At 45.9% G+C, this 14,024-nt stretch carries 11 protein-coding genes; all 11 read left to right on the top strand.

Going from position 1 to position 14,024, the window contains the following annotated elements:
- Window positions 1-122 precede the first annotated feature (122 nt).
- The 11 genes from ADF75_RS03655 (at window position 123) to trxA (ending at window position 13,658) form a co-directional block, all read left to right on the top strand.
- Window positions 123-1,160: a M42 family metallopeptidase gene (locus ADF75_RS03655; RefSeq protein ID WP_048789172.1), complete on the top strand. Its 1,038-nt coding sequence runs from the start codon at window positions 123-125 to the stop codon at window positions 1,158-1,160.
- 487 nt (window positions 1,161-1,647) lie between these two features.
- Entirely contained in the window at window positions 1,648-3,003 is a 1,356-nt protein-coding gene (trpE, locus tag ADF75_RS03650; protein ID WP_048789171.1) for an anthranilate synthase component I, read from the top strand.
- A complete protein-coding gene (locus tag ADF75_RS03645; protein ID WP_048789170.1) occupies window positions 3,000-3,566 on the top strand; it encodes an aminodeoxychorismate/anthranilate synthase component II in 567 nt (188 codons plus the stop codon). Before trpE ends, ADF75_RS03645 begins: the two co-directional genes overlap by 4 nt.
- 64 nt (window positions 3,567-3,630) lie before the next feature.
- Window positions 3,631-4,635: an anthranilate phosphoribosyltransferase gene (gene trpD / locus ADF75_RS03640; RefSeq protein ID WP_048789169.1), complete on the top strand. Its 1,005-nt coding sequence runs from the start codon at window positions 3,631-3,633 to the stop codon at window positions 4,633-4,635.
- Window positions 4,632-5,399: an indole-3-glycerol phosphate synthase TrpC gene (gene trpC / locus ADF75_RS03635; RefSeq protein ID WP_048789168.1), complete on the top strand. Its 768-nt coding sequence runs from the start codon at window positions 4,632-4,634 to the stop codon at window positions 5,397-5,399. The genes trpD and trpC overlap by 4 nt, the downstream gene beginning before the upstream one ends.
- Complete coding sequence (locus ADF75_RS03630) at window positions 5,386-5,967, top strand: phosphoribosylanthranilate isomerase (protein ID WP_048789167.1); 582 nt, start codon at window positions 5,386-5,388, stop codon at window positions 5,965-5,967. Before trpC ends, ADF75_RS03630 begins: the two co-directional genes overlap by 14 nt.
- A complete protein-coding gene (gene trpB, locus ADF75_RS03625; protein ID WP_048789166.1) occupies window positions 5,964-7,166 on the top strand; it encodes a tryptophan synthase subunit beta in 1,203 nt (400 codons plus the stop codon). The genes ADF75_RS03630 and trpB overlap by 4 nt, the downstream gene beginning before the upstream one ends.
- Window positions 7,167-7,168: 2 nt before the next feature.
- Window positions 7,169-7,954: a tryptophan synthase subunit alpha gene (gene trpA, locus ADF75_RS03620; protein ID WP_048789165.1), complete on the top strand. Its 786-nt coding sequence runs from the start codon at window positions 7,169-7,171 to the stop codon at window positions 7,952-7,954.
- Window positions 7,955-8,063: 109 nt separating this feature from the next.
- Window positions 8,064-10,064: a peptide ABC transporter substrate-binding protein gene (locus ADF75_RS03615; RefSeq protein ID WP_048789164.1), complete on the top strand. Its 2,001-nt coding sequence runs from the start codon at window positions 8,064-8,066 to the stop codon at window positions 10,062-10,064.
- Window positions 10,065-10,178: 114 nt separating this feature from the next.
- Window positions 10,179-13,250, top strand: a complete 3,072-nt coding sequence (locus ADF75_RS03610) for a CocE/NonD family hydrolase (RefSeq protein ID WP_048789163.1) — start codon at window positions 10,179-10,181, stop codon at window positions 13,248-13,250.
- A gap of 93 nt (window positions 13,251-13,343) precedes the next feature.
- Window positions 13,344-13,658 carry a thioredoxin gene (gene trxA, locus ADF75_RS03605; RefSeq protein WP_006595996.1) on the top strand — a complete coding sequence of 105 codons (315 nt, stop codon included), beginning with the start codon at window positions 13,344-13,346 and terminating at the stop codon, window positions 13,656-13,658.
- Window positions 13,659-14,024 lie beyond the last annotated feature (366 nt).

Raw genomic sequence — 14,024 nt, 5'->3', positions numbered from 1 at the left:
AATCCAAAGACAATTGAGAGGCTAGGACTTTTGTCCCAGCCTCTTTTTGCTTTCTGTCGGAGCTAGTCTTTTAGGGGCAGTCGTGCTATAATCGTACTAGCAGATTATTGAAGGAGAAATTCATGAATCAAACAGTTGAATATCTAAAAGAACTCACAGCCATCGCATCACCGACAGGCTTTACAGAAGAAGTAGCAGCTTACTTGGTCAAGACCTTGACAGACATGGGCTACAGCCCTGTTCGGACAGCTAAAGGAGGCGTAACCGTCGTCCTCAAGGGTGAGAATGACGAGCAACACCGCTACATAACGGCCCATGTGGATACTTTGGGAGCAATTGTCCGTGCAGTGAAACCAGATGGCCGTCTCAAACTGGATCGCATCGGGGGCTTCCCTTGGAACATGATCGAAGGGGAAAACTGTACGGTCCATGTTGCCAATACAGGAAAGACACATTCGGGTACTATCCTTGTCCACCAAACCTCTTGCCACGTCTACAAGGATGCGGGAACTGTAGAGCGGACCCAGGACAATATGGAAGTGCGCTTGGACGAAAAAGTGACCAATGAGAAAGAAACGCGTGACTTGGGGATCGAAGTCGGAGACTTTATCAGCTTTGATGCTCGGACCATTGTCACAGATACTGGCTTTATCAAGTCTCGTCATCTGGATGACAAGGTCAGCGCTGCTATCTTGCTCAATCTCCTACGCGTCTACAAGGAAGAAGGCGTGACCCTACCAGTGACGACTCACTTTGCCTTTTCTGTCTTTGAAGAAGTGGGGTATGGGGCTAACTCCAGCATCCCAGCTCAAGCGGTTGAATATTTGGCAGTGGACATGGGGGCCATGGGAGATGACCAGCAGACAGACGAGTACACGGTTTCTATCTGTGTCAAAGATGCTTCTGGACCTTACCACTATGGTTTCCGCCAGCACTTGGTGGCCTTGGCCAAGGAGCAGAACATCCCTTACAAACTGGATATCTATCCTTTCTATGGCTCGGATGCCTCTGCAGCCATGAGCGCAGGTGCAGAAGTCAAGCATGGTCTTCTCGGAGCAGGGATCGAGTCTAGCCACTCTTATGAGCGGACCCACGTGGATTCTGTCGTGGCGACAGAGCGTATGGTCGATGCCTATATCAAGAGCGACTTGGTGAAATAAGCTTCATTTTCAAGGTTAAAAAAAGATTAAATCTGCCTGGTCAAGTTGACTGGGTAGATTTTTTAGGATAAACTGTCAAAAAATTCTTGACATCCCCAAAAAATGTAGTAGAATATGTAGTAAATCAGAAAGTAGCTAGTCTAAGATTTTCAGGGAGCCTGCGGGTATTGTGAGCAGGTAGTCGGGATTAGTGAACATTGGGCTGATTGTTTAGAGTAGGAGAGGATAACACATATTCTTCTCGGTAGGCACCCCTTATCGTGCAACTCCTTGTTAGAGGAGATAGAGATAATGGTCGCTTTCTACCCTTTTGACCATTAACTGAGGTGGTACCGTGTTAAACCCGATTTAATGCCCTCACAGAGTGTTACTCTGTGAGGTTTTTTTATTCTGTTGAAGTTGGTCAGCTTGCTAACTTCGAAGAGTATTGGATGTGCTTGGACCAGGACTTGCATCGCTTTATCCCTAGGAAAAGAAAGGAATTCCTATGAAAAAAATTTTACCAGCTGATACCTTAACCCCCATTCTAGCCTACATGCGTGTCCAAGGTGACCATAAGGTCATCCTTGAGTCGATCCCGCGTGAGAAGGAGAATGCCCGCTTTTCTATCGTGGCCTACAATCCAGTATTTGAGGTGACCTATCAGGATGGCATCCTGTATGAGAATGGCAAGGTGCTGGAGCAAGATCCTTTTGACTACCTCCACCAGGTAACGGTAAAGGGGCTGACGTCTGATCTTCCTTTCGCCGGTGGGGCCATCGGTTTTGCAGGCTACGATATGATCGGAGTCTATGAAGAGATTGGATCCATTCCTCAGGATACTATCGGAACGCCAGATATGCATTTCTTCATCTACGAGTCCTATTTGATTTTTGATCACAAGAAGGAAAAAGTCTATGTGGTGGAAGACAATATCTACTCTGGTCGAAGCAATGATGCGGTCCGCCAATCACTGGGGCAAGTGGTGACCGATCTGCAAACCCAAGCGCCCAACGAGTTCACCCCTCAGGCCTTGCAGGCCCTCCACTTCACCAACCATATCGAGAAGGAAGTCTTTATGGAAATGGTGGATAAGGCCAAGAAACTGATCCGTGAAGGTGATATGTTCCAATGTGTCCTCAGTCAACGCTTCTCAGCAGATTTTGAAGGTGATCCCTTGGATTATTACCGGAATTTGCGCGTGACCAATCCATCCAACTATCTTTATTTCTATGACTTTGGCGACTACCAGATCATTGGAGCCAGTCCTGAAAGTCTGGTATCGGTGAAAAAGGGAGAGGTGACCACTAATCCGATCGCAGGAACGCGACCTCGTGGAGCGACGGAAGAAGAGGACCAAGCCCTGGCTCATGAACTCCTCCACGATATCAAGGAGACAGCTGAACACCGCATGCTGGTGGATCTGGGACGCAATGATATTGGGAAAATCGCCCAAAATGGGACGGTCGAAGTGACCAAGTATATGGAAGTGGAGTATTTCCGCTATGTCATGCACCTGACCAGTGTGGTCAAGGGGCAACTCCTTCCTCACCTAACAGCCCTGGATGCCCTTAAGGCTACACTACCAGCGGGAACAGTCTCTGGAGCTCCTAAGATTCGGGCCATGCGTCGGATCTATGAGTTGGAACAGGAAAAACGTGGGGTCTATGCGGGTGCGATCGGCTACCTCTCCGCGACAGGGGACATGGACTTTGCCATTGCTATCCGAACCATGATCCTCAAGAATCAAAAGGCCTATGTCCAGGCAGGAGCAGGGATTGTCTATGACAGTGTTCCGGAGAATGAATTTTACGAGACGATTAACAAGGCAAAATCGATGACAAGAATAGGAGATGTTCAATGATTTTATTAGTGGATAATTACGATTCCTTCACCTATAATTTGGCCCAATACTTGGGAACTTTTACAGAGGTCGAAGTCTTGCGAAATGATGATGAGCGCTTGTATGGGCAGGCGGAAGTGGCAGATGGCCTCGTCTTCTCCCCAGGTCCAGGCTGGCCAGCAGATGCTGGGAAAATGGAAGCCATGATCAAGGACTTTGCAGGTAAGAAACCTATGTTGGGGATTTGCTTGGGGCATCAAGCCCTGGCGGAGACCTTTGGTGGCAAGTTGCGCTTGGCTAAGAATGTCATGCATGGCAAACAAAGCCAGATTACCTTTGAAACGCCATCTCCCATTTTCAAAGATATTGAGAATGATGTACCCATCATGCGTTACCATTCTATCGTCGTTGACCAAATGCCAGAAGAATTTGAAGTTACGGCCATTACCACGGACGACCAAGAAATCATGGCCATTCAACACAAGAGCCTGCCCATCTACGGACTTCAGTATCATCCTGAGAGTATCGGCAGTCCAGATGGTCTAAAAATGATCGAAAATTTTGTGAAGCTGGTCCTAGACTAGACCAGCAGTTCCAAGCAGATAAAATTTCAATTGAATCGTGTAGAAAAGACAAGAGGAAACCTTTATGAAAGAATTATTCTTACAAATCTCTAATCGCCAAGACTTGACGCAAGAGCAGGTCCAAGAAGTCTTTGATCAAATCTTGCAAAACCAACTATCAGAAAGTCAAATCGCTGCCTTTTTGATGGGACTCAAAACCAAGGGAGAAACAGCAGACGAAATTACTGGAATTGTACGCGCCTTAAAGGCCCATGCGACGATATTGCCAGAGACCTTCTCAGATGCCATGTGTAACTGTGGGACTGGTGGTGACCAATCCTATAGCTTTAACATTTCGACGACCGTTTGCTTCGTTTTGGCTGCTGGAGGGATCCGCATGGCTAAGGCCGGCAATCGCTCTGTTTCTTCTAAGTCAGGCTCTGCAGATGTCCTAGAAGCGCTGGGTATCAACGTGGCTGCCTCACCAGAGACCCTCTCTAAAGCCTTGGACGAGGTTGGCTTGGCCTTTATCTTTGCGCAAACCATGCATCCGGCTATGCGCTTCATTGGCCCTGCTCGTCAAGCGATGGGGATTCCAACCATTATGAACCTGGTCGGTCCTCTTGCCAATCCATTAGATCTAGAAACCCAACTCATGGGGCTTTATCGTGTCGAGTTGCAAGAGCTTGTCGCGCGTGCCATCCAGCAACTGGGACGCAAACGTGCCGTCGTCATCACTGGTCCTGACAATATGGACGAAGCAGCTCTTTATGGAACCAATACCTATACTCTCCTAGAAGACGGCAAGATCAGCCAGCATACCTTTACCTATGAAGATCTGGGGATGGACAAGGTGGAGCTGTCTGAAATAACTGGTGGCGATGCCAAGGAAAATGCTGAAATTCTTCTCAGTGTCTTGAAGAATGAGGCTAGCCCTTATCTGGAAACGACAGTTCTCAATGCTGGTCTTGGCTTTTATGCCAATGGAAAAGTGGCAAGCATCAAAGAAGGTGTGGAGCTTGCGCGTCAATTGATTGCAGATGGTTCTGCCCTTGCTAAATTGCAACACTTACAAGAGGTTCAAGTATGAGTAAAGCCTTTCTACCGACAATCCTAGAACAAAAAGAAAAAGAAGTGGCGCAACTGGTCATGGAAGACCTCCAGCCTCTTCGTCAAACCTATCGTCTCTATGATTTTCTCAAGAGCCATCAAGAGCACTTGCAGATCATTGCTGAGGTGAAGAAAGCCAGCCCTAGTATGGGGGATATTAACTTGGATGTGGATATTGTCGCCCAAGCCAAGACCTATGAAGAAAACGGGGCAACCATGATCTCAGTCCTGACGGACCAAGTCTTTTTCAAGGGAGATCTAGACTACCTTCGTGAGATTTCTTCCCAGGTGTCAATTCCAACCTTGGCCAAGGACTTTATCATTGATGAGAAGCAAATTGTTCGCTCTCGCAATGCTGGAGCGACGGTTATTCTCTTGATTGTCGCAGCATTGCCAGAAGCACGGCTCAAAGAACTCTATGACTTTGCGACAGGGCTTGGTTTGGAAGTGCTTGTAGAGACCCATAACTTACCTGAGCTCGAAATCGCCCATCGGATTGGGGCGGACATCATTGGGGTCAACAACCGGAACCTGGTCACCTTTGAGACGGATCTGAATACCAGTCTTGAATTGTCCATACATTTCAAAGATCAGCCGGTTTATATATCGGAGTCCGCTATTTTTAATGGGGCAGATGCAGCTCTAGTCGCTCCCTACTTCAATGGAATCTTGGTAGGGACTGCCCTCATGACAGCAGGAGATGTAGCAGAAAAGGTCAAGGAGTTACAAATTGACAAAGGTTAAAATATGCGGCCTGTCTACAGCGGAAGCCGTGGAGACGGCTGTCCTAGCAGGAGCGGACTATATCGGCTTTGTATTCGCTAAGAGTAAGCGGCAAGTCAGTCTGGAGCAAGCCCACGAATTGGCGAGACTGGTGACTGGTCCGACCAAAATTGTCGGAGTCTTTGTCTCACCCAGTCTAGAGGACTTGGAGCAAGCCATTTCTCAGGTTCCCTTAGACATTGTTCAGATTCATGGAAATTTTGATGAAGCTCTGATACCAAAGATTTCAGTTCCCGTCATTCGAGCAATCCAGCTCAGTAATCAGGAAGCCCAAATGTCAAGTCAGGCAGATTATCTGCTCTTTGATGCTCCAGTAGCTGGGAGTGGGCAAACCTTTGATTGGAACTTGCTGAAAGATCAGAAGATCAGGCAGGACTTCTTTATTGCAGGGGGCTTGACAGTGGACAATGTTCGCCAAGCTCGAGAGACCTTTCAGCCCTATGCCTTGGATGTCTCTTCGGGGGTCGAAACAGACGGACACAAAGATATAGAAAAGATAAAAGCATTTATAGAAGGAGCGAAAGCATGAACTATCAACTACCGGATGAAAAAGGGTTTTATGGAAAATTTGGGGGCCAGTTTGTCCCAGAAACCCTGATGACAGCTGTGATCGAACTGGATAAGGCATACCGAGAAGCCAAAGCAGATCCAAGCTTTCAAGCGGAATTGGATGACTTGCTCAAGAATTATGTAGGGCGGGAGACTCCACTTTACCATGCAAAAAGCCTCTCCAAGCACATCGGTGGAGCACAAATCTATCTGAAACGGGAAGACCTCAACCATACAGGGGCCCACAAGATTAACAATGCTCTTGGTCAGGTCTTGCTGGCTAAACGGATGGGCAAGAAGAAGATCATCGCGGAGACAGGAGCTGGTCAACACGGAGTTGCAACAGCGACGGCAGCAGCACTCTTTGAGATGGAGTGTACCATCTACATGGGAGAAGAAGATGTCAAACGCCAAGCCCTCAATGTCTTTCGGATGGAACTCTTGGGAGCAAAAGTCCATAGTGTGACAGATGGATCGCGCGTGCTGAAAGATGCGGTCAATGCGGCCCTTCGTGCATGGGTAGCTGGGATTGATGATACCCACTACATCATGGGATCTGCCCTTGGACCAGCTCCCTTCCCAGAGATTGTCCGAGATTTTCAATCCGTGATTGGTAAGGAAGCCAAACGTCAGTTTGCTGAAGTCTCGGGTGGAAAACTTCCTGACGCGGTGCTAGCTTGTATCGGTGGAGGTTCCAATGCCATTGGCATGTTCTACCCCTTTGTAGAAGACGAATCTGTAGGCATGTACGGAGCAGAAGCCTCTGGTCTTGGTTTGGATACGGACAAACACGCAGCGACCTTTGCCAAAGGTCGTCCAGGAATCCTTCACGGAGCCTTGATGGAAGTGCTTCAAGATGCCCATGGACAGATCATGGAGGCTTTCTCTATCTCTGCTGGATTGGATTATCCTGGTGTGGGGCCAGAGCATTGTTATTTCAATGAAATTGGCCGGGCTACCTATGATTCCATCACGGATGAAGAAGCCCTCGAAGGATTTAAGTTGCTCTCTCGTTTGGAGGGGATCATTCCAGCATTGGAGTCCAGTCATGCTATCGCTCTAGCGCAAAAAGTCGCAGCAAAAATGACTCCGGACCAAACTCTTATCATCTGTCTATCTGGTCGTGGAGACAAGGATGTCATGCAGGTGAAAGAACGGTTTGAAGCAGAAGGGAAGTAGAGATGACCAAAACACTAACACAGCATTTACAAGCTATTAAAGACAGCAAGCGTGGGATCTTCGTCCCTTACATCATGGCGGGGGATCATGAGAAGGGACTCGATGGCCTCTTTGATACTATTCAGCTCTTGGAAGAAAGTGGAGCATCGGCTATTGAAGTGGGGATTCCCTGGTCGGACCCTGTAGCGGATGGGCCAGTCATCGAGATGGCTGGGCAACGCAGTTTGGCCAAGGGAGTGACCTTAACCGCTATTGTAAAAAAACTCCAAGAACAAGCGACCAAGATTCCCCTGGTCATTATGACCTATATCAATCCAGTCTTCCAATATGGGATAGAAGCTTTTATAAAAGAATTGGCTTCTACCTCCGTCAAAGGCTTGATCATTCCAGATCTGCCAAATGAACATGCGGATATGATAGCACCTTACTTGGAAGGGAGTGATATTGCCCTTGTACCCCTGGTCAGCTTGACCACAGGCATCGAACGCCAAAAGGCCTTGATCCAAGAAGCAGAAGGCTTTATCTATGCGGTAGCCATCAATGGAGTTACTGGAAAAATGGGCAATTACCGGGACGATTTGGATCAGCACTTGGCGACCTTGAGAGACTTGGCCACTATTCCAGTTCTGACAGGATTTGGGGTCTCCACCCAAGAAGATATCCAACGCTTTAATCAGGTATCGGATGGTGTCATCGTAGGCTCGAAAATTGTTCGGGACCTTCATGAGGGCAAAACCAGCGATGTTAAGGATTTTGTAGACTATGGTTCACACTTTAATAAATGCTAAGGATAAGAAAAATTACAAAATTTAATAAATTTTCAGAAAATTACTTCTCTTCTGAAAATCTTTGTGGTATAATCTTAAGACAACCTTAAAAATTTATTAGGAGTAAACAATGAAAAAAAGAAATGTCATTGCTCTTGCAGGAGTAGCTCTTCTTTCAGCAGGTATTCTTGCAGCATGTTCTGGTGGTTCTAAATCATCAAGCTCAAGCTCAAAATCAAGTGAAGCAGGTCAAAAATTCTCTTACGTCTATGAGACAGAACCTGAAAACTTGAACTACATCACATCTGGTAAAGCTGCAACCCACGAAATCACAGGGAACTTGATTGATGGTTTGTTTGAAAACGACAAGTATGGAAATTTAATTCCTTCACTTGCTAAAGATTGGACAGTTTCTCAAGATGGCTTGACTTATACTTACAAACTTCGTGATGATGCCAAATGGTATGATTCAGAAGGGGAAGAGTATGCGGATGTGACAGCAGATGACTTCGTTGCAGGGATCAAGTATGCCGCTGACCACAAGTCTGAAATGCTCTACATCATTCAAAACTCTATCAAGGGCTTGAATGATTATGTTGAAGGTAAGACTTCAGACTTCAAAAATGTAGGTATTAAAGCAGTCGATGATCATACCCTTCAAATCACTTTGAACCAGGCAGAGCCTTTCTGGAATTCTAAGTTGACTCTTGGGATCACTTTCCCAATCAATGAGAAATTCGTAGAATCTAAAGGGGATAAATTTGCCCAAGCAAGTGACACTAGCTCTCTTCTTTACAATGGTCCATACATCTTGAAGAGCTTCACTTCTAAATCATCTATCGAGATGAGCAAGAATGAAAACTACTGGGATAAGGACAATGTTCACATCACAGACGTTAAGCTCGAATACTATGATGGACAAGACCAAAGTAAATTGGCGAACTCATTTGAGGACAACGCTCTTAGCCTTGCTAAATTGTTCCCAACTGGACCTGGATTTACAGACCAAGCTAAGAAGTTTAAAGATGAAATCATCTACACTCCTCAAGATGCCAGCACCTTCGTTATCGGTGTGAATATCGACCGTCAGTCTTACAAGTACACTGCAAAAACAACAGATGAAGAAAAATCATCTACTAAGAAAGCTCTTTTGAACAAAGACTTCCGTCAATCAATCAGCTTTGCCTTTGACCGTGAAGCCTATGCTGCCCAAGCGAATGGTAAAGATGGAGCAAGCAAACTGATCCGTAACTTGTACATCCCACCTACATTCGTTCAAGCTGATGGTAAGACCTTCGGTGAGATGGTTAAATCTGAGTTGGTGACTTATGGAGACGAGTGGAAAGATGCAAATCTTGACGATGGTCAAAATGGTCTTTACAACGAAAAACAAGCCAAAGAAGAGTTTGCCAAAGCGAAATCTGCACTTGAAGCAGATGGCGTGAAATTCCCAATTCACTTGGATATGCCAGTAGACCAAACGACTCAATCTAAGGTTCAACGTGCTCAATCCTTCAAACAATCGGTTGAAAGTACGCTTGGAAAAGAAAATGTCGTTGTCGATATCCATATGGTATCAAAAGAAGATCTCTTGAACGTGACCCTCTTTGCTGCTAAAGCAGAAGACGAAGATTGGGATATCTCAGATAACGTTGGATGGAGCCCTGACTATCAAGACCCATCAACTTACCTTGATATCTTGAAAGCTTCTTCTGGTGAAAACACTCGTACCTTCCTTGGATTTGACCCAAGCGAAAACAATGAGGCAGCTAAGAAAGTTGGCTTGTACGACTTTGAGAAGATGGTAACAGAAGCAGGAGCTGAAACACAAGACCTTAACAAACGTTATGAGAAATATGCTGCAGCTCAAGCTTGGTTGACAGATAGTGCTTTGGTTATCCCAACCACTTCTAAGACTGGTCGTCCATTCTTGACTCGTGTTGTACCATTCTCAGCACCATTTGGCTGGACCGGTGGTAAAGGGAAAGACAACGTTGTCTACAAAGGTATGGAACTTCAAGACAAGGCTGTAACAACCGAAGACTACAACAAAGCTCTTGAAAAATGGAAGAAAGAGCAAGCAGAGTCTAACCAAAAAGCTCAAGAAGAATTAAAAGATCACGTGAAATAAATATCTTTTGATCGAGGCAAATTTGCCTCGATTTTTTTCTTGTTTAGAATTTGCTATAAAAGCGCTTACATAGTATAATAGCTGTATTGATTACAAAATAGTGAGGTCTCTTTTATGAAAAAGAAAACAGTGGTGTCCATGGTGGCTTCAAGCCTGCTACTAGCTCCATTTGTCTTAAATCAAGTGGTAGCAGCAGATGAGAACCTACCAGAGCTTGCTCCAACGAAAGAAGTCGTGACTCAGGTGGCTCCGGAGCCTGTAGCTTCTGAAGGAGCAGCTTCCCAATCTCAAACAGACCAGTCTGCATCCGGCCCAAGTGTGGATCCTAAGAAGGAAGTAGAGAGTTCTGAACCTGCAGGACCGAGTCCAATTGCTCCGGCAGAGGCGGAGGAGACTGGCCAGACAGTTGGACAAGAAAAGACCGTGACGGTAACTGAAAAAACAAACCTCCCACAGGCACCTCAGGGGGCAGGTGTCCCAGCTAGTCCAGCGGCTTCGACGGGAACATCAACTCCAGCGACAGGACAAGCCTTAACCTCTTACACAGGAAGCTTGGCAAATAGTGAGCTCAAGGATAAGGAATTAACGGTTCAAAATGCTGTTGATGAATTGCTTCAGTGGGCGGCGAAGGATCCTAAGCAGGCTGGTCAATCGGCTGCTGATCGGGAACGCTTTGCTAAGAGTCTAGGGATGATTAGCACTCAAGAGGACTTGAACCGCAAGGTCAGTCAAGAAGAGCTGACCAATATGTATAGCATTGCTAAGAAACTCTATGATGCCTATCGCTCTGAAAAGAAAGCTCCTCTCTTTTTAAATGGGCGGGCTCAACCCATCTTTCCTTATACAAGTGGGGAAAAATCAGATGAAGACTATCACTATGAGGATAGCGAAATCGTCCGCTTCCCAGTCTATGTGGAGACCGATTACGATACAGATGCGGATGGCAAGCGGGACTTAGTCAAGGCCATTGTCCAGTTGCCTAAGGCAGTTGCCAGGGGAGACTTTAAGGCGGCGACCATTCTGGAAGCGCGTCCTTATGTAGCAGGAACCTTGGATGAGAACTATGTGACTCTTGAAAGCTTGGGCTTGCCGACAGATGGCTCCTATGATATGAAGAAGTTGCGGAATCAACCAGCTAAACGACAGGCTGTTGGAAACTCATCAACTGTAGATGCGGCTAAGAAGGCCAAGGCTTCGGATTGGTATTACTACAGTCCCTACGAGTATATCTATGACTACGAAAATCTCAACTGGTACGACTATTTCTTGGTCAGAGGCTATGCCTTTATCTCTAGTGCTGGGCTTGGTACCAAGGGATCAGAAGGATTTAACACCACAGGCTCTGATCTCGAAATCAATGCCTTTAAGAATATTATCGAGTGGGTCAATGGCAAGCGCAAGGCCTACACCGATAAGACTAGCAATGTTGAAATCAAGGCAGACTGGGCCACAGGAAATGTTGCCATGACCGGTCTATCCTGGGCTGGAACCACGACCTTTGGTGTGGCAAGTACAGGAGTCGAAGGCTTGAAGACCATCGTTCCAGCTGCTGGGATCGCTTCTTGGTATGACTATTTCAATAGTCAAGGAACAGCTTATGGGAACCCACCATATAGTGATTTATCTTGGTTGTCCCTCTATGTCGGTACTCGGATCCTAGATGAAAAAGACTGGGCAGGCATTTGGCAAAATTATGCCAACTATATCAACCAGCTCAACAAGGACCAAAATGCGCACGAACGCAATTACAGCGATGTCTGGAAGGAGCGGGATTATACCCTTCATCCTGAAAAATTCAAGACCAGTGCCCTCTTGGTTCACGGCTTGAATGATGACAACGTTAAAACCAAGCATTTTGAACTCATGTACGATGCCCTCAAGAAGGCAGGCCAAAATGTCAAGCTCTATCTCCACCAGGGAGACCACGTCTATCCAGCAGCCATGTCTCGTGGTTATGGTATCCAGGCCAATGGCCAAGATTTCTATGATCTTTTGAATACCTGGCTTAGTCATTACTTGTACGGGGTAGAGAATCAAGTTGACAAATTACCAGCTGTCTTGGCTCAAAACAACTATGACCCAAGCAAGTGGACCACTTATGATAACTGGAAGACTTCACAACGCCTCTTCCTCAATGCCCAGTCGAAACGCTTGGAAGAGACGATTTCAAGTGATTACGCAGGAGCTGGCATAGAGATTGCTAAACGCAACGAAACTGTGAGTCAAGGTTCTTCAAAAGCCAACATGACCTTTGTGTCAGAGGTGACAGAAGATACTACCATCAAAGGGCATATCCCAGTGCACTTCAAGGCAGCCCTGGCTAAGGGGCAAGGCAAAAACTTCCAGATCAATGCCCTTTTAGTCGACGTCTCTGATGAGGAATTTGATGTGGTCGGCAACGGTGGCGTCAAAGCAGATAAAAAAGCAGACGGCTTCTGGATGGGAAGTAACCTTTCTAATCTCTCTGTAGCAGAGTTTGAGACCATTAAGACTAAATACAAGGTCATTGCTAAAGGATGGATCAACCTGGCCAACCCTGAGTCTGGCTATGATTCAGCCAGCTCAAGAAATAGTATCGAGCCAAAAGTTGGAGAATTTCACGACTATACGGTCCATCTCCAACCAAACCTCTATACGGTTAAAAAGGGCCACAAATTAGCCCTAGTCTTCAATACCTATGATCCATCTGACTTAACCGTTGAAAATCCTTACGAAGTCACCTTCAAGACAGATTCTATCCGTGCGACCATTCCGATTGTAGAAGGGACGCGTTCGCAAGTAGCTACTTATCTTCCTAACGCAGCTGATACAGCATATGCTGCCCTTCCTGAGATTCAAGGAGCCAAATTGGTAGAACCAGCAGTTCATTACATTGAAGAATACCATCTGCCAGTCCTTCCAGAGCCTGAAAGATATGGTAGATCAGAGATTCCTGCTAGTACAAATCTTCGTCCACTCGTCAAAACGGCTGAGAAAGAAACTGCAAAACCAGAATCTCTATCTGTTGCTTATGGACAAACATTTGTCTATGAGACGGGTAAATCAGTAGTTCCAGCGCAAGAAAAAGCAGGTCAACTTCCTCAAACAGGCACTGAAGAGGAATGGATAGGATTCTATGGGTTAGGTACCCTCCTCTTGTCTAGCCTTCTTTTCTGGAAGAAAAAGAAAGAAGATGTCCAAGGCTGAGAACGTAGCAAATATTTCTAAAAACTAGAATTTTGGTGTAGAATAGAACTATCAATGAGAGATTAGTGGAAAGCACTGATCAAAGGAGGAACTATGGTACACGTACTAACAGATGCAACATTTGAACAAGAAACTAGCCAAGGCTTGGTCTTGGTCGACTTCTGGGCAACTTGGTGTGGTCCTTGTCGGATGCAGGCCCCAATCTTGGAACAGTTAGCAGAAGAGATTCATGAAGATGACTTGAAAATCTTTAAGATGGATGTGGATGAAAATCCAAACACTGCTCGTAACTTTGGCATCATGTCTATCCCAACACTCTTGTTCAAGAAAGATGGCCAAGTGGTGAAACAAGTCGCTGGTGTTCACACCAAAGAACAACTCAAAGCGATTGTTGCGGAATTAAGCTAAGATAAAAGGAGCCCTTGGCTTCTTAGCGTATCAAACTCGTTCATTTCCGATGATGGAAGTGGGCGAGTTTTTTCTTTTTATGAATTTGTTAACAGAATAAGATAAGGAATTGACAGCGCTTTCCTAAGGTGTTAGAATGAACCTGTGGTTTACTATAAAATATAAGAAAGAGAGTGGGACAGAAATCGGTAATTCGTTAGAATTCGATTTCGTCGTCTCACCTCCGCACAGTTGAGTAGGGCTGTAAAAGCTGATGAANNCAGCGTAGTAGAGCCCACTCAACCACTGCGTCTTGCTCGACAATTCAAAGACAATTGAAAGGCTAGAACTTTTGTCCCAGCCTCTTCAGTCAATTAAATTTTCTAG

It is taken from the genome of Streptococcus sp. 1171_SSPC (assembly GCF_001069335.1).
Lineage (GTDB): Bacteria > Bacillota > Bacilli > Lactobacillales > Streptococcaceae > Streptococcus > Streptococcus xiaochunlingii.
The sequence above is the reverse complement of the archived record's forward strand: the minus strand, read 5'-3'. Positions and strand labels throughout refer to the sequence as shown.